At 33.1% G+C, this 21,678-nt stretch carries 20 protein-coding genes; 16 read left to right on the top strand and 4 right to left on the bottom strand.

Annotated elements, in window-relative coordinates; all coding sequences use genetic code 11:
- Positions 1-319 precede the first annotated feature (319 nt).
- Both BJG89_RS11625 and cydC read left to right on the top strand, forming a co-directional pair.
- Positions 320-1,945, top strand: a complete 1,626-nt coding sequence (locus BJG89_RS11625; RefSeq protein WP_096810748.1) for an ABC transporter ATP-binding protein/permease — start codon at positions 320-322, stop codon at positions 1,943-1,945.
- On the top strand, positions 1,945-3,621 hold the full coding sequence (gene cydC, locus BJG89_RS11620; RefSeq protein WP_096810747.1) for a thiol reductant ABC exporter subunit CydC: 1,677 nt from the start codon (positions 1,945-1,947) through the stop codon (positions 3,619-3,621). Before BJG89_RS11625 ends, cydC begins: the two co-directional genes overlap by 1 nt.
- 268 nt (positions 3,622-3,889) lie before the next feature.
- On the opposite strand, the gene mgrA is transcribed toward cydC, so the two are convergent.
- Positions 3,890-4,333 (bottom strand): global transcriptional regulator MgrA, encoded by a 444-nt coding sequence (mgrA, locus tag BJG89_RS11615; RefSeq protein WP_096810746.1) that lies wholly within the window; start codon positions 4,331-4,333, stop codon positions 3,890-3,892.
- A 225-nt stretch (positions 4,334-4,558) separates the two neighbouring features.
- Here mgrA and BJG89_RS11610 point away from each other — a divergent pair, with 225 nt between their 5' ends.
- From BJG89_RS11610 to mdh, 5 genes are all read left to right on the top strand, one after another.
- Positions 4,559-5,485: a CobW family GTP-binding protein gene (locus BJG89_RS11610; RefSeq protein ID WP_096810745.1), complete on the top strand. Its 927-nt coding sequence runs from the start codon at positions 4,559-4,561 to the stop codon at positions 5,483-5,485.
- 38 nt (positions 5,486-5,523) lie between these two features.
- A complete protein-coding gene (locus BJG89_RS11605; RefSeq protein ID WP_096810744.1) occupies positions 5,524-6,432 on the top strand; it encodes an aldo/keto reductase in 909 nt (302 codons plus the stop codon).
- Between the two features lie 25 nt (positions 6,433-6,457).
- Positions 6,458-6,757: a hypothetical protein gene (locus tag BJG89_RS11600; protein ID WP_096810743.1), complete on the top strand. Its 300-nt coding sequence runs from the start codon at positions 6,458-6,460 to the stop codon at positions 6,755-6,757.
- Positions 6,758-6,798: 41 nt separating this feature from the next.
- Complete coding sequence (locus BJG89_RS11595) at positions 6,799-7,416, top strand: DedA family protein (protein ID WP_096810742.1); 618 nt, start codon at positions 6,799-6,801, stop codon at positions 7,414-7,416.
- Positions 7,417-7,524: 108 nt separating this feature from the next.
- Positions 7,525-8,463: a malate dehydrogenase gene (mdh, locus tag BJG89_RS11590; RefSeq protein ID WP_096810741.1), complete on the top strand. Its 939-nt coding sequence runs from the start codon at positions 7,525-7,527 to the stop codon at positions 8,461-8,463.
- A gap of 138 nt (positions 8,464-8,601) precedes the next feature.
- Here mdh and BJG89_RS14835 read toward each other — a convergent pair whose 3' ends face one another.
- The 3 genes from BJG89_RS14835 to BJG89_RS11575 form a co-directional block, all read right to left on the bottom strand.
- On the bottom strand, positions 8,602-8,877 hold the full coding sequence (locus tag BJG89_RS14835; protein WP_096810740.1) for a hypothetical protein: 276 nt from the start codon (positions 8,875-8,877) through the stop codon (positions 8,602-8,604).
- Positions 8,874-9,491 (bottom strand): DUF1361 domain-containing protein, encoded by a 618-nt coding sequence (locus BJG89_RS11580; protein ID WP_096810739.1) that lies wholly within the window; start codon positions 9,489-9,491, stop codon positions 8,874-8,876. The genes BJG89_RS14835 and BJG89_RS11580 overlap by 4 nt, the downstream gene beginning before the upstream one ends.
- A 485-nt stretch (positions 9,492-9,976) precedes the next feature.
- On the bottom strand, positions 9,977-10,396 hold the full coding sequence (locus BJG89_RS11575; RefSeq protein ID WP_096810738.1) for a PPC domain-containing DNA-binding protein: 420 nt from the start codon (positions 10,394-10,396) through the stop codon (positions 9,977-9,979).
- Between the two features lie 206 nt (positions 10,397-10,602).
- Between BJG89_RS11575 and norA the strand changes: the two genes are divergently transcribed.
- The 9 genes from norA to BJG89_RS11530 all read left to right on the top strand — a co-directional run bounded on the left by norA (position 10,603) and on the right by BJG89_RS11530 (position 21,451).
- Positions 10,603-11,763 carry a multidrug efflux MFS transporter NorA gene (gene norA / locus BJG89_RS11570; RefSeq protein ID WP_096810737.1) on the top strand — a complete coding sequence of 387 codons (1,161 nt, stop codon included), beginning with the start codon at positions 10,603-10,605 and terminating at the stop codon, positions 11,761-11,763.
- A gap of 427 nt (positions 11,764-12,190) precedes the next feature.
- The gene (locus BJG89_RS11565; protein ID WP_096810736.1) at positions 12,191-12,922 is read left to right on the top strand and encodes a hypothetical protein; all 732 of its coding nucleotides are present in this window, start codon (positions 12,191-12,193) and stop codon (positions 12,920-12,922) included.
- Positions 12,923-13,092: 170 nt separating this feature from the next.
- A complete protein-coding gene (gene galU / locus BJG89_RS11560) occupies positions 13,093-13,965 on the top strand; it encodes a UTP--glucose-1-phosphate uridylyltransferase GalU (RefSeq protein ID WP_096810735.1) in 873 nt (290 codons plus the stop codon).
- Positions 13,966-14,043: 78 nt separating this feature from the next.
- Positions 14,044-14,523, top strand: coding sequence for a Cys-tRNA(Pro) deacylase (gene ybaK, locus BJG89_RS11555; protein WP_096811238.1), 480 nt, complete (start codon positions 14,044-14,046; stop codon positions 14,521-14,523).
- Between the two features lie 306 nt (positions 14,524-14,829).
- Positions 14,830-15,588, top strand: a complete 759-nt coding sequence (locus tag BJG89_RS11550) for a DeoR/GlpR family DNA-binding transcription regulator (RefSeq protein ID WP_096810734.1) — start codon at positions 14,830-14,832, stop codon at positions 15,586-15,588.
- Positions 15,585-16,508: a 1-phosphofructokinase gene (gene pfkB / locus BJG89_RS11545; protein WP_096810733.1), complete on the top strand. Its 924-nt coding sequence runs from the start codon at positions 15,585-15,587 to the stop codon at positions 16,506-16,508. The genes BJG89_RS11550 and pfkB overlap by 4 nt, the downstream gene beginning before the upstream one ends.
- A 1-nt stretch (position 16,509) precedes the next feature.
- Positions 16,510-18,456 carry a PTS fructose transporter subunit IIABC gene (locus BJG89_RS11540; RefSeq protein WP_096810732.1) on the top strand — a complete coding sequence of 649 codons (1,947 nt, stop codon included), beginning with the start codon at positions 16,510-16,512 and terminating at the stop codon, positions 18,454-18,456.
- Positions 18,457-18,641: 185 nt separating this feature from the next.
- On the top strand, positions 18,642-19,799 hold the full coding sequence (gene nagA / locus BJG89_RS11535; RefSeq protein WP_096810731.1) for an N-acetylglucosamine-6-phosphate deacetylase: 1,158 nt from the start codon (positions 18,642-18,644) through the stop codon (positions 19,797-19,799).
- A gap of 308 nt (positions 19,800-20,107) precedes the next feature.
- Complete coding sequence (locus BJG89_RS11530) at positions 20,108-21,451, top strand: hemolysin family protein (protein ID WP_096810730.1); 1,344 nt, start codon at positions 20,108-20,110, stop codon at positions 21,449-21,451.
- Positions 21,452-21,678 lie beyond the last annotated feature (227 nt).

Below are 21,678 nucleotides of genomic sequence, written 5' to 3'. Positions count from 1 at the left end.
CATTAAAAATGTAATGTGCTACAGATATATATGAATTTGGACTAAAGGCCGAGAGAAAATAAAAATTTTTAGATTAGCTTAATGTTTATTCGTTTAAATGTCTTAATAAAGCAAGAAAAACATAGAATTATCTACTATAATCCAAAAACTAAATAGGATTGTCAAAAAAGAATGGTTTACATGAATGTAATTTAGGTTTTAATAATAAAATTATAATTATGACAAAAGTATGAATTACATTCATAAAAATACATAAATCAATGAGCGAATTGATTTAATTTTTGTATAATCCCTATATAATATGAACTAGGTGATAATTGTGAAAAGATTAACAAATTTAGCGGTAAAATATAAAACTTATCCTATTTTAATGTTTGTAATCAGTGCATTATTAGCTATTACTGTAGTTATTCAAAATATTGCTATAGCAGAAATTTTAAATGCAATGTTAAGTAATACGCATCAAGATTTGTTAATTTTACTACTGATAACATTAATTATTTTATTAGCAAGAGCGACATTTAATACAATGAATCAAATGATAGGCGATCGTATGTCTACACGAGTAAAATATGATTTGCGCCGTCAATTGATTTTAAATAAATCTTCAGATCCAATCGGTGTTCAAATTAATACACTGACAGAAAATATCGATGGCATCGTACCATTTTTTAATAGTTATTTTCCACAAGTATTCAAATCAATGATGATTCCTTTATTTATCATTATCGCCATGTGTTTTATTCATTTGAATACAGCGTTAATTATGATTGTAACAGCGCCATTTATCCCATTATTTTATATCATTTTTGGACTAAAAACACGCGATGAGTCGAAAGACAAAATGACTTATTTAAATCAATTTAGTCAACAATTTTTAAATAAAATAAAAGGACTTATCACATTAAAACTATTTAATAAAACAAAGACTACCGAACAAGCTTTATACGAAGAAAGTACAACATTTCGAGATTTAACAATGCGTATTTTAAAAAGTGCATTTTTATCGGGTTTAATGTTGGAATTTATTAGTATGTTAGGTATTGGTCTTGTCGCGTTAGAAGCAGGGTTAGGGTTAATTTTATTTCACAATATAGACTTTAAAACTGCAGCTATCGCCATTATTCTAGCTCCAGAATTTTATAATGCAATCAAAGATTTAGGTCAATCTTTTCATACAGGAAAGCAGAGTGAAGGCTCAAGCGACGTTGTGTTTGATTTATTAGATCGACAAGAAACAATTAACAAACGCGAAGTGCCGACCAATATACAGCAAACGCCTTTAATTCAACTTGAGAATGTGGACTATCAATATGAAGGTGCGAAACATCGGGCATTGAAGCATATCAATTTAAATATTTATAATGGAGAGCATATTGCATTAATTGGTCAAAGTGGTGCAGGCAAGTCTACTTTAGCCCAAGTAATCGCGCAACATTTTATACAGCAAACTGGGTCTGTTACTTATCAGAAAAAACAATTGAAAATTGGATTTTTAAGTCAGAGCCCATATATTTTTAATGCGTCCATTCGTGATAATATGACGATGTTTCAAGAGATAGATGATAATCAGATATTTGCAGTCCTTGAAGATGTTGACTTAAAACAACAAGTTAATATTTTAAAAGACGGTATAGATACCTGGATTGGCGAGGGAGGAGAAATGCTATCAGGCGGACAAATGAGAAGAATCGAACTCTCAAGACTGTTATTAATGCGACCTGATGTATTGATTTTTGATGAGCCAGCAACAGGGTTAGACGTGCAAACAGAACAAATCATACAATCAGCAATCAGTAGAAAATTTAAAAATACTACTATTATTACGATAGCTCATAGAGAGAATACAATTAAAAATGCAGATAGACGTATTGTAATTAATCAAGGTACGGTTGAATCTAACAAAGTAACAAACGAAAATGAATATAAAGGTGGTGACATGTGATGAGACCACGTATTCAATTTAAGCTAGATAAAGATTTAATATTATCTATTATTGTTGGCGTATTAGGTAGTTTAACTGCACTCGGTATGTTTTTCTTAAGCGGTTATATGGTAACCCAAAGTGCGCTCGGTGCACCACTATTTGCATTAATGATATTAATCGTAACTGTCAAATTCTTTGGATTTTTAAGAGCTGTTGCAAGATATATTGAACGTCTATTATCGCATAAAACAACATTTACTATGCTTAGAAATGTCAGAGTACAATTTTTTAAACGGATTATACCTGTTGTACCAGATGTTTATAGAAAGTTTAATTCAAGCGATCTTCTTGGTCGTATGGTAGGTAGTGTAGAATCACTGCAAAACATTTATCTAAGAGTCTATTACCCGCCGGTCGTTATAGGTTTAACTGCGTTGATTGCAATGATTGTAACATTTTATTTTTCTTATGTTCATGCAATAATCATATTTTTAAGTATGTTAATAACGTTGGTATTGATACCTTGGCTAAGTGCTAAAAAAGCGCAAACACTCAAAAAACGGGTTAACCACGTACAAGGTCAGTTTTTAAATCAATTTTATGACTATAAAGAAGGATATGAAGAATTAGAGCGTTTCCAACAAACGGCTTTGTATGAACAAAGGGTTTTAAACCAATTAGGTAAATATGAACAAGCTCAAGCAAAAGAGCAACGGTTTTTATCTTTGTATGAATTTAGTTTGAATGTAGTATCAATGATTGCTTTATTTGCTACTTTATCTTTGGGTGTAATACAAGTGCAAAATCACCAATTAGATGTTGTCTATTTGACAAGCATTGTGCTAATGATGCTGACACTATTTGAACAAGCTATACCTATGAGCAATGTTGCATATTACAAGGCAGACACAGATGAAGCTTTAAGTAATATAAATGAAGTTATCGCACATCCAATGAAACAAGGGGACGAGCAATTAGAGTTAACTGCTACTAGCAATAAACCTTTATTAGAAGTTCAAAATGTTAACTTTAAATATTGGAACCAATCCACATATACTTTGCAAGCAGTTCAATTAAATATTCATGAAGGTGAACATATCGCAGTTATTGGACCTTCAGGTTCAGGAAAGAGTACATTGTTACAATTGATGTTAGGTCTTTATCAAAGTGATAATGGAGCTATTTTAATAAATCAACAAGATGTCACAAACATTTTAGATTCAAATAAATATGATGCCATTAACGCATTATTACAGACACAACAATTATTTGATGGTAAAGTACGTGATAACTTATTTACAGATGAAGAGGATGAGGTAATAAAAGAAGTTTTCGATATATTAGGATTGACGCATATAGACTTAGATAGAAATATTACGCTTTCTGGTAATACATTATCAGGTGGAGAAATTCAACGGCTAGGTATTGCAAGATTACTGCTGAAGGAAGCGCCTATATGGATCCTTGATGAGCCAACGACAGCTTTAGATATTTATCATACGAACCTTGTAATGGAAGAAATTCATAAACAAGCACAAACCTTAATTGTTGCAACTCATGACTTAAGATTATTACCAAAATTTGATAAAATAGCAGTTATGGTCGATGGTGAAATCATTGAATATGGTGATTATCAATCACTATTAGCAAACAAAGGTTATTTATATCAAATGGTAACGATAAATCAGTTGTAAATTTAAATTTTAATAGATACTAAAGAAGAGGCTGAGACATTATTAAACGTCTCAGCCTCTTAATCTGATATTGGTATTTGGTGAATCAGTCTAAAAATAAACTAACTTATACCAAGTAGTTCTAATGCAATCCACCAATGTCTTGGCGAGACAGTAAGCAATGCTTCTTTTTCAAAATGCATTGCTGTCCTGTACACCTTATCATCAATCAAATATATTTAGATTATCCAATTTGAGGTAGTTCAACCTAAACATTTAATACTTAGCGTTATTTTGCTTTTTCTTCTGTAAAGGCGTTAATTACTTTAGAAAGTAATCGGTTTAGTTCTTTGTTTTCTTCTGAGCTTAGTGAAGATGCAATTGCTACATCTTGACATGCAGTATCCAATTCAGGACGGATTGCTTCACTTTTATCTGTTAAGTGAATAAATACTTCACGTTGATCGACTTCAGAACGTTCACGTTTGATTAAATCAACTTGCTCCATTCTTTTCAGTAATGGTGATACAGTGCCTGTATCAAGCGCTAATTCAGTAACGACTTTTTTCACGTTAACAGGTGATTCAGCCCATAAGATTGTTAAAACTAAAAACTGTGGATATGTTAGCTTGTATTTTTTAAAGACATTATTTGAGTAGTAGCGATTTACTTGTCTTTGAGCGTTATACAAACTAAAACATAGTTGATCCTTTAAATTAAGTGGTTCAGACATAAAGTTCTCCTCCAGACATTCTATCCGTTTTCTTCCTTCTGTTTCGGATTTGAATCCGTCTAATGTTGTGTAACACTTCCTCAAACATACTTTCGCACTGTGCCATGCTAAAATAAAGTATGTATAAAGTTTAGAAGAAAATCAATATTTTATCAAGTGAAAGATTAATTATAAGAATAATTAAGGTTTTACGCAAACATTTTTAATTACGAAATGAGTGAGTATATGAAAAATATTAAAAATCAAAAAACATCAATTACAGTCATCACAGGGTTTTTAGGAAGTGGCAAAACCACGTTCTTAAGCAAATATATAAAGTATTTACAAAAAAACAATGAAAACCCAGCAGTTATCGTAAATGAATACGGTAATTTAGATATTGATAGCCATGCAATAAGCAATGATATTGAGGTTGTGTCCATATTAAATGGTTGCGTATGCTGTGATTTGCAACTAGATTTAATAAAACAATTAAAACATTTTCTTAGCAAAAGTGCAACGCGCCATATAATAATTGAAGCTACAGGTTTGGCACATCCGATTGATATTATTGCAGCATGCCAAGACCCAGAAATTGTTGAACAAGTCAATCCACCAACGGTGATAGGCTTAGTAGACGGGCCTAGATTCTTAAATCGTGGCCAATATACAAAGCATACAATACAGTTAATGGAAGAGCAATTAGCTGTGTGTCATGCGATTGTTATGAATAAAATGGATCTTATTGACCATAATAAACAGGTAATGGATATGGCAGTAAATGAAATTAACCCTACCGCTTCTAAGTACTTTACCACATACGCGAATTTAAGTATGGATAATATTCATATAACTTCAGACAATAGTGGTGTTAAAGCTAGCACTCATGCACATCATCACGGTATAAATAGTGTAAATTATCATTTTTCTGGTCCGATTAATAGGCAGCTGTTTTATCAATTTATTTTACGCTTACCAGATAATGTTCTAAGATTAAAGGGATATGTAAAGTTTAGAGATATGCCTAATGATATTTATGAGTTTCAATATGCATTTGGTTTGCCTGATTATCAAATTGTAGATGAAGCATTGCCACTCACGCTAGTTATTATTGGTGAGCAATTAGACGAGAATAAGTTACGGAATCAATTGGATATGCTTCAATTCACATAATTTACATCAATGAAATAAAGAAAGGGGTTTGATTTATTATGGATAGAGTAAAGATTAACCAGCATGTATCATTTTCAAATGTAATACAAGGTTTTTGGAGAGCGAAAGATTGGCAGTGGACGCCACAACAGTTAAATCGCTATATTAATGAATTGGTCGAACGTGGTATAACGACGATGGACCATGCAGATATATATGGCAATTATACTTGTGAAGGAATTTTTGGAGAAGCGCTCAAATTATCACCCAATTTACGAAATCATCTTGAGATCGTATCTAAATGTGGCATTATATTGCCTTCAAATAAAATAGAACAAGCAGATGGTCATCGATATGACCACAGCAAAAAGCATATCATACAATCTGTCGAGCGCTCGCTTAAGCAATTACAAATAGAACAATTAGATGCTGTGCTTATTCATAGACCTTCCCCATTAATGGATCCTCATGAAATAACAGAAGCCGTTAAAATTTTAGTGAAAGAAGGGAAAATTAAATCATTTGGTGTATCTAATTTCAATAAATCACAATATGATTTATTGAGTAAATGTTTAGTTTGTGACAAATTGCATATTACTTTAAATCAATTAGAAGTTTCACCTTATACATTAGACGCAATTGAAGATGGAACAATTAATCACATGTATAAAGATGATGTTAAAATGATGTCATGGAGTCCATTAGCTGGAGGAAAGTTATTTGATTTAGAAGATGAAAAAACGGCAAGAATCACAGCGGTGATTTCTCCGTTAGCACAAAAATACCAAGTTACAACAACGGCAATTATTATGGCCTGGTTAAATAAGCATCCAGCATCTATTATGCCTGTGTTTGGAACGCAAAAAATTCACCGTGTCGATGAAGCATTACAAGGTATGGAATTATCGTTGACTGATCAAGAATGGTTTGATATTTATACAGCTTCTTTAGGTCATGATATTCCTTAGTTTTAAAATAGAAGGAGCGTAAATGATGAACAATCAAAACGAACAACATTATAGAAATCAGTTTAAATTTCAACGCAATTTTATTAATTTCCCATTTTTAGGATTCGCGTTGATAATTGCTTTATTAAACATTATCTACCCCGATATTAATGTAATGATGACATTATTTGGTTTGTTTTTCCTATATAATGGAGGGATATTATTTGTTGCATTTATTAAACATTATAAACGCGTAATGGTTTTAGCTGTCATATTAACGCTACTATCTCTAGCATTATTTGGAATGACAATGTATTTATACGCTAAAGCAAACAATTTACTGTAGTACCAAAAAAGTACATGAACTAAATAATCAGGAGGCAATACATGGAGCAATGGATTACACATTTTATGGAGCAATATGGCTATTGGGGGATTGCATTTCTGATATTTTTGGAGAATATCTTTCCGCCTATACCATCAGAAGTTATATTAACCTTTGGTGGTTTTATGACCACACAAGCTAACTTAGGTTTTGTTGGTGTCGCGTTAACATCTACAGTGGGATCCGTTGTTGGGGCTATTGCACTCTATGGTATCGGTGCTTGGATAGGTGAACGCAATTTATATAAAATTGTAGCCCGTTATGGCAAAGTAATACGCGTAAAAGAAAGTGACTTGGATAAAACAATTCAGTGGTTTGAACAATACGGTTATTGGACTATATTTTTCTGTCGTTTCGTCCCCCTTTTAAGAAGTTTGATTTCAATACCAGCAGGCTTAACGCGTATGAATATGCCATTATTTTTATTATTTACTACTATTGGTACGTTGATTTGGAATGTAGTATTAATCTATTTAGGACAAACTGTTGGCAGTAACTGGAAAGCAATCGTGCATTACATGGATATTTATTCTAAAATTATTTATATTGTACTTATTATTTTGATTATTTTTATTATTTGGAAATGGGTAAAGCGTCAAAGAAAATATAAGAAAAAGTAATGATAAGTTCAAAGAAATTGAATGCACCTTTTGATTCTTATTGTGTAATTATTCCACATGCTAGATGTTATAATGATGTATAAATCGAATGCTGAAAGGGATGACATTATGACAAAGCGAAAAATTTCAATTATAGGCGCCGGCAATACGGGCTCAACGTTAGCGTTTCTTATTGCCGAACGTGAATTAGCAGATGTAGTATTGATTGATCAGCCTAAGAATGAAGGGCAAGTCAAAGGTAAAGCTTTAGATATACTAGAAAGTAGTCCTATTTATGGTTTTGATGTAAATGTATTTGGATCAGTAGCTTATTCGGATATAAAAGATTCTGACATCGTTGTTATTACTGCGGGGGTACCACGTAAACCCGGGATGAGTAGAGATGATTTAGTCAAAATTAATGAAAAAGTAATGGAAGAAGTCACAACAGAAATTATTAAATATGCGCCTGACTGTAAAATTGTGGTTCTTACAAACCCAGTTGATGCGATGACGTATACAGTTTTGAAAACATCAGGGTTTTCTAAAAATCGTGTAATAGGGCAGTCTGGCGTTCTAGATACTGCAAGATATCAAACATTTATTGCACAAGCTTTAAGTGTGTCCGTTAAAGATATTAAAGGTTTAGTATTGGGTGGGCATGGAGACACGATGGTTCCACTTGTAAAAGCTACAAATGTTAATGGCGTTCCATTGACTGACCTTTTAGATGAAAGTGTGATTAATGAGATTGTCGAACGCACTCGAAAAGGTGGTGCTGAAATTGTCGAATTACTAGGCACAGGTTCAGCATATTATGCACCTGCCTCAGCGGTATATAGCATGTTGGAAGCTATTTTAAAAGACCAACAGCGTTTACTACCAACCATTGCACTTTTAAATGGTGAATATGGTTTTTCAGATATTTGTTTGGGTGTCCCTGCAATATTAGGAAAAAATGGTATAGAGCATGTACTAGAGCTGACACTTTCAGATGAAGAACAAAACCAGTTACAAACTTCTGCAAATGCTGTACAAGAAGTAAAACAGTCTCTTAAAAATGTATAAGTTTAGCAATCGGATCAATGGTTAATGGGTTAGTGAAGCATTAAAAAGATTGATATTCCGTTCATATAAAACCCCACAGAATGATGAATAAACATTTCTGTGGGGTTTAGTTTATATTATTTTTTCAATTGTCTCTAATTACATTCTGAAAATACATATATATACAGCAACATATTCAAAGAAAGTGAAGATATACATATATTTTAACTTCAGTTTTTCTTGAATAGAGACATGCCAATTAGGGTGACGGCGTTCGTAGTAAAACAATTGTAGATAAAATAAACCTACGCCCAATGGCAAACACATGAGCAAAATACTTTTAGTATAGGAAAACCCTATGTCATGAAGTAAATGCCCAATGATTAACTGAAATACGATGAGTACAATAATTAATATTAAAAGATTGATGGTCATTTTGCACTTCGTACTCCTTTCGCAAACGCATAAATCAATATTTGTAGTAATACGAGTAATGTTATAAAAAGTAAAGCATCGAGGTTTAAGTTATTTGTTACTTCTCTAAATATCCTAAGAGGTTCGTTGATAAGGTAAACAGAGTGTAAACGTAAAAAACGTCCGATGTATATACCAAAACCATTGAGCATCATCATGATTAATATTAATATTCTGTTAAACCAATGAGCACTAGTAAAGTGCTCTATTTCTATAAACATTAAAATTAATAAATATAATGCAAGCAACACGCCTGAAATTAGAAATGTAAAATACATCCATTCAACGATGACTAAACCTTGGTAAAAATTGAAAGTAAATTGATTTAAATGTATTAAATCTGTCACCATGTACAACGTATTAGGAACCATGAATAAAAATATGAGTATAAAGACAATGAATAATGGCCATTCATATTTATATTTAGGTTTAAATAAATTTAAAAGTAAGCACAGTTCAAACGGTATATATGCTAGAAAAAGATTCAATGTCATAAATTGATAAAAATGATTAAAGAAAATAGAAATAATCATTAATATTAGGAATACTGTCCTAGCAATGTAACGGGGGGCCATACTTACACCTACTTTCTTTTTAAATTTATATAAGCGGAATAGGGTAATAATCTAGTTTTATAACCAGAATTTGTTGTTTGTTCAGATATTCACCACTTATACCATATGAGCGTTTAAGCCTTTTATAGTCAATGTTACAAACCATATGAAAACAAAAATTCCCATAAAAGCGCATTGCTCAAGGGAATATGAACACAAAATTTTGAATATGGATATTTATAATACAAGTTCACCTGATAAATTTCAATTATAAACATAGTCTATATGTAATGAAAACTGTTTTAATGAAAAGGAGTGAATCAGAAAGCAAAGCATTTAGTTTGGTTTCTTATGATTACTCCCTTTACATAGGATGACTATATTGCTAAAACTACTAAATAGATGTATTTTTGAAGCCTTATGAAGTGCTAATTTGTCATAAATATTTATATAGTGATGTTTGTATAAACGAGAATAGTTTTTTTTACCTCTTAATGCACAAACAGCTATAAATCTAGTAAATTCAAACCGATATGTTCATCGTGTTTACGATTGATATCGAGATTTGTCATTGTAATAACAATTTCTGCCGTGGCAGAAACGACTGCTTTTGTTAAATGACCACTTAAAGTTTCATATTTATCGGTGCCAAATGTTGCATGTAAATGCGCGAATGGCTTTTCGTCTATATGAGAAATATTACCTAACAAGCTAATTAACTCTAAAGGCGCTTTAATTTCTTTTTTCTCATATGACTTAGTTTCTAAATTATAGAAATTTAATTCTACATCATCACAGGCACCTACGCCACTCACTGTGCCAAACTTACCATTTTGTTCACGCGCAATATCCGTCACTGCGTCGACAATATCTTCCCCTTGTTCTAACACTAATACAATTGTTTTGCCATCAACTTGATATACCATTTTGAAACCTCCATTCAAATGATTAACTTTAATTACATTATACAAATAATTATTTATAAGATGTATAATATTGTTTATGAAGTTGAATTTTTCTATTGTGTTTCTATTAGAAAATGTTATAGAATGTTCTAATATTATGCATTCCTCGAATAAGATAATGTAAAACAAAAACAATTTAAAATCTACGAAAGAATGGAGTGAAAAGCGTGAACAAACAATTTTATATTTTATATTTTAATATATTTTTAGTCTTTTTAGGTATAGGTTTGGTTGTACCAGTACTACCAGTATATTTAAAGGATTTAGGTTTAAAAGGTAGTGACTTAGGTATTCTTGTTGCGGTTTTCGCACTAGCGCAAATGATTATTTCGCCTTTTGGTGGTACGCTTGCAGATAAATTAGGGAAAAAATTAATTATTTGTATCGGTCTCGCACTTTTTGCTATTTCAGAATTTTTATTTGCAGCGAGTTACACATTTCCACTATTAATCGTTTCCAGAATTTTAGGTGGTTTCAGTGCTGGTATGGTTATGCCAGGGGTTACTGGTATGATTGCAGATATTTCTTTAGGAAAAGACAAAGCAAAGAATTTTGGTTATATGTCAGCCATTATTAATTCTGGTTTCATTTTAGGTCCTGGTCTAGGTGGTTTACTAGCTGAATTTTCACATAGATTACCATTCTATGTAGCAGGTACAAGTGGTGTGATTGCACTCATATTATCAGTTACATTAATTAAAAATCCTAAACATGAGACACAAGATGGCTTTACTCAATATCAACCGGAATTACTTTCTAAAATAAATTGGAAAGTGTTTCTTACTCCGGTCATTTTGACGCTCGTATTAGCGTTTGGTTTGTCAGCGTTTGAAACGTTATTCCCATTATATACAGCGGACAAGGCACATTATTCACCTATAGATATTTCACTTGCAATTACAGGTGGAGGTATCTTTGGGGCACTCTTCCAAGTGTTTTTCTTTGATAAGTTTATGAAATATTTTGAAGAGCTTACATTTATTACGTATGCTTTGCTTTATTCTGCTATAATATTACTCGCATTGACATTGATGCATAGTTACTGGTCAATTATGGTCATTAGCTTTGTTGTATTTATAGGTTTTGATATGATTCGACCAGCTATTACAAATTATTTTTCTAATATAGCTGGCAACCGACAAGGATTTGCTGGTGGGCTAAACTCTACATTTACAAGTATGGGAAATTTCATCGGTCCTTTAGTCGCGGGTAGTTTATATGATGTGAACTTTGAATTTCCATTATATATGGCAATATTAGTAATGTTTATAGGTATGATAGTAATATTTGTTGAAAAAATAATTCAAAAGAGGACAAAAAAGTCTTAACTGGATATAACTTAACATTGTGAAAGTTTTTGATAACGAATAAAATGTATGAGTCAGTCTAAAAGTATTTAAATAAGAGTTGGAAATATCTTTTAAAATGATAATTACAATTTATTTGAAATTGTGTGGTATTGATAACGTAAAGAGGGAGCGGGCAGCAGTCTTTAAAAAAAGATGGCTATCCGCTTCTTCTTATATGTGATAGAAAAATATGATTGACGTGTTTGTCTCTTTAATTAATACAAATTCCTTTGTTAGAAAACAGCACTAAATATGACACGTATGTTTAAGATTAATTGCACATATAATATTTATGTTACAGAAGTTACAATTGTTTTAAATTGCGGTCTATATAAGTTTTTTGTTAAATATATGTGCTAATATGAAATTGTTATTAATAAAGAGAGAATGAATTAAGGGGATAAACTTGAAAAATTTACTATTGGCGATATTGGCTTTTCTGCTTTCGTGTTGTTTCATATTTTTATTGGTATTAGTTACTAACCAGCAAGCACTTGCTAAAGTACATGAGACAATCTCGAGTTACTCTGAAACAAATAAAGCGATTCAATCCAAAACGAAAGATAACAACGCTCACTCAGATGCAAAGGGAGAAAAGAAAAAAGAAAAGCCATATAATGCAAAAAATCATGTACCAATTGCATCATCAGCGACACATCATTTGAAAGATAAAACCTCTGGGGAAACTAATTTGCCTCAGTTTACAGCAGCTTTAAGTAAAGCTCAAACTATTGTGAATGATGATAACCATTCTGAAAATAAATATAATGATTACGGGATAGATCGTACATGTCAAGGAGCATTTTACTATGTATTTACATTTAAAAATCAGAAAAAACCAAATACATATTATAGAGTTACTGTAGACCAAAATAACCATGCAAGAATATTTGATAACAGCTATCGCGTTCAAGATAACCCGGATTTAAATAAACCACGTATTTCACCACATGAATCAGAAGTCATAGCACAAAAATATGCAAAAGATGCACTAGGTAACTATGCTACTTTGAAACAAGTCCAAGCGTCTAAACAAGGTATGTCTTATACATTTTATAATTCGACTGCTAACAAAGAGTATAAAGTTACTGTAAATAAAGTAGGCGATGTCATACGTCAACCTGCTTTGAATAAGTGATAAATAAAAACATTCAGCTTCCTGACTTTATTGAAGTTGAATGTTTTTATTTTTGGAAAAATGTATAAAGTTAAATGTATCAATGGTATGATTATATTAACATTAAAGAGATTTTATATTCTAAAAAAATATATAACAATAACTAATTTGAATTGAAAAGGATGAATGTTTTGAAAAAAATAAAAAAAGCAATTATACCTGCAGCTGGGTTAGGTACAAGATTTCTTCCAGCAACTAAAGCTATGCCAAAAGAAATGTTACCAATCTTAGATAAGCCAACGATTCAATACATAGTTGAAGAAGCCGCTCGTGCTGGCATTGAAGATATTATTATCGTAACTGGAAAACATAAACGTGCAATTGAAGATCATTTTGATAATCAAAAAGAATTGGAAATGATATTACAAGAAAAAGGAAAAACAGATTTATTAGAAAAAGTGAATTATTCTACAGAGTTAGCTAATATTTTTTATGTTAGACAAAAAGAGCAAAAAGGACTAGGGCATGCTATTTATTCAGCTCGCCAATTTATTGGAAACGATCCTTTTGCGGTACTATTAGGTGACGATATTGTAGAGTCTGAAAATCCGGCTATTAAACAATTAATGAATACCTATGAAGAAACTGGTAAGTCTGTCATCGGAGTTCAAGAGGTAGATGAAAATGAAACGCATCGATATGGTATTATTGATCCGTTAGAAAAAACAGGTCGAAGATACGAAGTAAATCAATTTGTTGAAAAGCCCAAACAAGGCACTGCACCTTCTAATTTAGCGATTATGGGACGTTACGTATTAACACCTGATATTTTTGATTATTTGGCGAACCAAGACAAGGGCGCCGGTGGTGAAATTCAACTCACTGATGCAATTGAAAGACTAAATAAAGATAGCCAAGTATACGCGTATGATTTTGAAGGTAATCGTTATGATGTGGGAGAGAAGCTAGGTTTTGTTAAAACAACAATAGAATTTGCTTTAAAAGATAAAGAAATGAACGAAGCATTAACACGTTTTATTAAACAACTGAATTTGGATGATTAAGTTATAAACATTTAAGCGGTGGAGATAATAATTTATTTGTTAAACATCGCACATCTTGAAGTGTTACGAGGTGTAGAAATGAAGCAAAAGAAGACCAACGCAATGCGCATATTAGATCGTCAAAAAACCAATTATAATGTGAATACTTATGAAGTTACAGATCAACATATGGACGGTACTGCGGTAGCAAATAAAGTAGGCATCGAAGATAAGTTTGTATATAAGACGCTTGTTTTAGAAAATAGTAACCATGATCACTTTGTTTTTGTTATTCCTGTAAATGCTACGTTAGATATGAAAGCAGCAGCTTATGCTGTAAACGAAAAGAAATTACATTTAATGCCGCTAGATGACTTGAAGAAAGTGACAGGATATATTAGAGGCGGTTGTTCACCAATAGGCATGAAAAGACAATTCCTAACAGTGATTGACCAACAAGCAACGTTCTTAAATTCAATTTATGTTAGCGGTGGGGAACGCGGTGTGCAAATTGAAATGGCAGTAGATGATTTAATTGATACCACTCATGCGAAAGTAACAGAAGTTATTCATAATTAAAAAAAGTAGTATAAAATGTATCATCACGAAACGGTAAACTTGCCATTTCGTGATTTTTTATGCGCACAAATAAAATACTTAACCTCATATTTTGCCTCATATGTTAATCGCTAAAGCTTAATGCGTTTTATTACCAATTTTGTATATGATTTACATTTCATTTAATAAAAAAAGGGACGGTTTATGTAAAAAGATATAAATGATGAAATATGCACCCTTTTTTGACTGTTTTTGACTGTTTTTGATAAAAAATGATTGAAATAAGAAAGCGTAACCATTATAATGATGGTGGAATGAGGTGAAGAGATGATTACGGAAAAACGTCATGAACTCATATTGACTGAATTGTCAAAAAAGGATTTTTTAACGTTGCAAGAATTAATAGAGCGTACAGGTTGTAGTGCTTCAACGATTCGTCGAGATTTATCGAAATTACAAAAAATCGGGAAATTAAAAAGAGTACATGGAGGCGCAACACTTAATCAATCATCTCTTTTAGAACCCAATTTAGCTGATAAGCGTGCTACAAATTTAAAAGAAAAACAAGAAATAGGACGATTAGCTGCTCTGGAAATAGAAGATAACGAGTGCATCTTTTTAGATGCTGGCTCGACGACACTAGAGATGATTCCTTATATAAAGGCGCAAAATATTGTGGTTGTTACAAGCGGCTTAACTCATGTTGAAGAGTTAATTAAGTATGGTATTAGAACATTTATTTTAGGTGGAGAAATTAAAGCGACGACGTTTGCGACAGTAGGCGCAAGTGCTCTAGAAACATTGAAACGATACCGATTTGATAAAGTCTTTATTGGAATGAATGGCATAGATACGAAGTATGGTTTAACAACACCAGACGAACAAGAAGCAATTATTAAAAAATATGCGATACAGTTAGGCGCAGAAGCCTACTTATTAGCTGATCATGATAAATACGACAAGGTATATTTTGCGCATGTCCCAATCGAAGATGAAATTACAATCGTTACTTCTAAAAAAGTAAGAGAGAGTGGGATTTTTGAAAAATTTGCGGACAACTATAAATTTATTGGAGGCACACGATGATCTACACAGTAACTTTTAATCCTTCTATTGATTACATTATGTTTACTAATGATTTTGAGTTAGATGGATTAAATAGAGCGACAGAAACATATAAATTTGCAGGAGGCAAGGGTATCAACGTTTCAAGGGTGTTACAAACATTAAATGTGTCATCGACAGCGCTTGGCTTCGCAGGTGGTTTTCCAGGTCAATTCATTATAGAAACAATGAAAAAAGCGGGAATCTATACTGATTTTATTCAAGTTGATGAAGATACACGCATTAATGTGAAACTAAAAACTGGTAGCGAAACTGAAATAAATGCACCGGGACCAAGTATTTCAGAAACACAATTTACAGCATTACTTACACAACTTCGAAATACTGCTAAGGAAGACACAGTGATAGTAGCAGGTAGTATACCAAAGAGCGTACCAACAGATGCATATGAACAAATTGCAAAAATCACCAAACAAACAGGTGCGCAATTAGTTGTAGATGCTGAAAAAGATTTAGTAGAACCTGTATTAAAATATAATCCATTATTTATTAAACCAAATAAAGATGAATTAGAAGTCATGTTTGACACAACGATAAAATCAGATGAAGATGTCATCATTTACGCACGAGAAATTTTAAAAATGGGCGCTGCATCAGTCATTGTTTCACTTGGTGGTGAAGGCGCTGTGTACGTAGACCATACGCATAACTTAAAAGCGACAGTCCCAAATGGCAAAGTTGTGAACACGGTTGGCTCTGGTGATAGTACAGTAGCAGGTATGGTTGCTGGCCTTGAAGCAGGTCTTTCTATTGAAGCATCGTTTAAACAAGCAGTGTCTGCGGGAACAGCAACTGCATTTAATGATGATTTAGCAACAAATAAGGCAATTGAAGCTATTAAAAATCAAGTGACAATTACGACACTAAATGGGAGCGAATAAGATGAGAATTACTGAGTTATTAACAAAAGATACGATAGCTATGGATCTTTCTTCAACAGACAAAAATGGCGTAATAGACGAATTAGTTAATCAACTAGATAAAGCGGATAAATTAAATGATGTTTCAACTTTTAAAGAAGCGATATATAACCGCGAATCTCAAAGTACGACTGGTATCGGAGAGGGCATTGCCATCCCTCACGCTAAAGTTGCTGCAGTAGATACGCCTGCTATTGCCTTTGGTAAATCTAAAGAAGGAGTAGATTATCAAAGTTTAGACATGCAACCAGCACATCTATTCTTTATGATTGCAGCACCAGAAGGTGGCGCACAAACACATTTAGACGCATTAGCCAAATTATCAGGTATTTTAATGGATGATAAAGTACGTGAAGATTTACTTCATGCAACGTCTCCTGAATCGGTATTACAAATTATTGATAAAGCTGATGATGAAGCAACAGAAGAAGAGGAAGCAGAAGAAGTAAATAATACAGACGCTGAAAGTGCAGCTGATACAAATGAACCATATATATTAGCAGTTACAGCTTGTCCAACAGGGATTGCCCACACATACATGGCACGCGATGCTTTGAAAAAACAAGCTGATAAAATGGGTATTAAAATTAAAGTAGAAACGAACGGTTCTGGAGGAATAAAGAACCATCTTACGAATGAAGATATCGAACGCGCTAACGGCGTGATTGTAGCGGCAGACGTACACGTCGAAACAGCTCGATTTAATGGTAAAAATGTAGTAGAAGTACCAGTTGCTGATGGCATTAAGCGACCAGAAGAGCTAATTAACATGGCGCAAGATACTTCTCGTAAACCATTTGTTGCGAGCAGTGAGTCAAGTAGTAAACAGTCAGAAAGTAATGAAAAACAAGGTATCGGTAAAACAATATATAAACACTTAATGAATGGTGTTTCTAATATGTTACCACTTGTTATTGCTGGTGGTATTTTAATGGCTATTGTGTTCTTGTTTGGTGCAAATGCATTTGATCCAAAAAGTTCAGAATATAATGCCTTTGCGGAACAATTGTGGAATATAGGGAATAAGAGTGCCTTTGCGTTAATTATACCAATATTAGCTGGATATATTGCACGTAGTATTGCGGACAAACCAGGCTTCGCAGCTGGTCTTGTTGGTGGTATGATTGCTGTTTCGGGCGATTCAGGGTTTATTGGTGGTATCCTTGCAGGTTTCTTAGCAGGTTACTTAACACAAGGTATTAAGAAAGTAGCCAGTGGGTTACCTCAATCATTAGAAGGTTTGAAACCGACATTGATTTTCCCGGTATTCTCAGTTTCAATCACTGGTTTACTCATGATTTATGTATTAAATCCGCCGGCATCATGGTTAAATAATTTATTACTAAATGGTTTACAAAGTTTATCAGGAACGAACATTATGTTATTAGGCTTAGTCATTGGTGCCATGATGGCAATTGATATGGGTGGTCCATTCAACAAAGCAGCATATGTATTTGCAACAGCTGCATTGACTGAAGGCAACGCAGCGCCAATAACTGCTGCAATGATAGGTGGAATGGTTCCGCCAATTGCCATCGCTACTGCAATGGTTATCTTCCGTAAGAAATTCACAAGAGAACAGAGAGGTTCTGTTGTACCAAACTACGTTATGGGGCTATCATTTATTACTGAAGGTGCTATCCCATTTGCAGCAGCAGACCCTATCAGAGTGATTCCATCAATGATGGTTGGCTCAGGTATTGGCGGAGCGATTGCTTTAGGGTTAGGTTCAGCGATTCAAGCACCACATGGTGGTATTTTTGTCATCATCGGAACAGACTTTAGCCATGTGCTACAATCACTCATCGCTATTGTGATAGGCGCGATTATAAGTGCAATTATTTATGGTTTATTAAAACCAAAGTTAACTGAAGAAGAAATTCAAGCATCAGAAGCTATGAATGATTAAAAATAGATTGATGTATGTTATAAAGCCAGAAGAGACTCATTATTGAGTGATCTTCTGGCTTTTTGCGCCGTCATTTTATGAATTAAAAACTTTTGAATATAATAAAAGTGATGAATTTGGTAAAATAAAATAAAAGTTATACAATCATATTTGAGCGTAAAATCATTGAAAAGAAGGTAGAACAAATGACTGAATATGTAATTGAAAATGGGCGAATATATACGGAAGAAGAAATCATCGAACGTGGATATATTATTATTAAATCCGGTAAAATCGCTGGTGTAGGTATAGGGGATTATGAAGGTGAGTTACAAACTATCGATGCACAAGGACATCACATCTTACCTGGCTTTATTGACATTCATATGCATGGGGGTTATGGAGAAGATGCGATGGATGCTTCGTTGGAGGGCTTGAAACATTTATCTGAATCATTATTGTCTGAAGGAACTACCAGTTTCTTAGCAACGACTATGACGCAATCAGATGATAATATTACGCGTGCACTTGAAAATATTGTTGCATATCAAGCACAACACGATGCGTTAAATGCGGCAGATATTGTGGGTATACATCTGGAAGGGCCATTTATTTCTGAACATAAAGTGGGTGCACAAAATCCAGGCTATGTACAAAGACCTTCAGTAGAAAAAATAAATTATTTTCAAAATGTAGCGAATCACCAAATTAAGGTGATGACATTTGCACCTGAAGTTGCTGGCGCACAAGAGACGCTAGCAGCTTTTCATGATGACATTATCTTTTCAATCGGACACACGGTAGCAACATTTGATGAGAGTAATGAAGCGGCTGAAAATGGAGCAAAACATGTAACGCACTTATATAATGCAGGAACGCCATTTGAACATAGGGAACCGGGATTATTTGGCGCAGCTTGGCTTAATGATAAATTAAGCACTGAAGTTATCGTGGATGGCATCCACTCCCACCCAGCAGCTGTAAAAATTGCTTATAAGCAAAAAGGTAATAAACAATTTTACTTGATTACAGACGCTATGCGAGCGAAAGGTATGCCTGATGGCGAGTATGATTTAGGCGGTCAAAATGTCATTGTAAAAGGTTCAGAAGCTCGTTTAGCCTCAGGGGCATTAGCAGGGAGTATTTTGAAAATGAACAACGGTCTCTACAATCTTATGCAATTTACAGGAGATACGTTGGATAACCTATGGCCTGTTACCAGTTTAAACCAAGCAGTAGCTTTAAAAATAGACAACGAAAAAGGCAGTCTGAAGGTTGGCAAAGATGCAGATATTGTCATAGTTAACGATGATATTGAAGTGCTAACAACAATTAAACAAGGTGAGATTCATAAATTTAATTAGTTATAATAACCAAACGATTAAAAAGAATGAAGCCTATTTAGTACGTCTGAAATATAAATCAGAAAGTTGACTTAAAAGTGAATTTGCGTTTAAATGGTAAATTCGGTGAATATAAAATTTTAATTATTACAAATGACTTTCAATACAAATATTATGATAAAATAAAAGTAATGCGTGTTTTTAGGGAGGTGTTACAATGGGAAGGATTTAGCCTATAAAACAATAATCAACAATCATGTAAGATTTGATAAGCAGTCACCTATTGTGACACAAAATTTGGAGGTGAATCCCTAGAAATAGGGAACTAATTGGAAACAGTGACCATAATGAATTTAGTAATATTCTTTTTCTTAATAGCATTAACTACTGTCTTTGTAGGGTCGGAATTTGCTTTAGTGAAAGTACGTACCACAAGGATTGAACAACTTGCTACAGAGGGCAATGGTAATGCACGCATCGTAAAAAAAATGATTAAAAACCTAGACTATTATTTATCCGCATGTCAATTGGGGATTACCGTGACATCTTTAGGTTTAGGTTGGTTAGGAGAACCAACATTTAATAAGTTATTGCATCCACTATTTGAAGTAATCCATTTACCTGATGCATTAACGACGACGATATCATTTATTGTAGCATTTATTATTGTGACTTATTTACATGTGGTTCTTGGTGAATTAGCACCGAAAACACTTGCAATTCAATATACTGAAAAGTTGGCGCTTGTGTATGCAAGACCGCTATATTATTTTGGACTTATCATGAAACCATTAATTTGGTTAATGAACGGTTCAGCAAGAATGATTATTCGCATGTTTGGCGTAGATCCAGATGCTAATAATGATGCTATGTCAGAAGAAGAAATAAAAATTATTATAAACAATAGTTATAACGGCGGCGAAATTAACCAAACAGAATTAGCATATATGCAAAATATTTTTTCGTTTGACGAAAGACATGCTAAAGATATCATGGTTCCTCGTACGCAAATGGTTACATTGAATGAACCATTTAACGTTGATGAATTATTAGAAACGATTAAAGAACATCAATTTACACGTTACCCGATTACTGAAGATGGGGATAAAGACCACGTCAAAGGGTTTATTAATGTAAAAGAATTTTTAACAGAGTATGCTTCTGGGAAACCGATGAAAGCAAGTAATTATATTCATGATCTACCAATGATTTCTGAAACAACAAGGATAAGCGATGCACTTATAAGAATGCAGCGTGAACACGTCCATATTAGTTTAATTATAGATGAATATGGAGGAACAGCTGGTATTCTAACAATGGAAGACATACTAGAAGAAATTGTTGGTGAAATTCGTGACGAATTTGATGATGACGAAGTGAACGACGTTTTAAGATTAAGCGACAATAAGTATCAAATTAATGGTAGGGTCTTATTAGATGACTTGAATGACCAATTTGGTATTGAATTTGAAGATTCTGAAGATATCGACACTATCGGTGGCTGGCTACAAGCGCATAATACGAATTTACAGCCTAATGATTACGTAGATACCCAATATGATCGCTGGGTCATATCAGAAGTAGATAATCATCAAATTATCAACGTGATTTTAGAATTTGAATATCATGAAACACGTCCAACATTGGAAGATGAAGAAGAAGACGATAACTAAGGCGTGATATATGATCCCAAGCCATTTTCTTACTAAAATTTAGTTTATTGAGCATAAATGAGATTTGGTAGGTTGATGACGCATTTTTGTGTGAGCTAAAAAATAGATGTTTAGTTATCTTAACAGTAGTTGGCATAAAATCAATATTCAAATCCACCTATGGTATTGTCACTAGATAACTAAAATAAAAGTAAGCTTTTATCGCTATAATCATTCTAATTATAACG

The organism is Staphylococcus nepalensis (assembly GCF_002442935.1).
GTDB classification, from domain to species: domain Bacteria; phylum Bacillota; class Bacilli; order Staphylococcales; family Staphylococcaceae; genus Staphylococcus; species Staphylococcus nepalensis.
The sequence above is the reverse complement of the archived record's forward strand: the minus strand, read 5'-3'. Positions and strand labels throughout refer to the sequence as shown.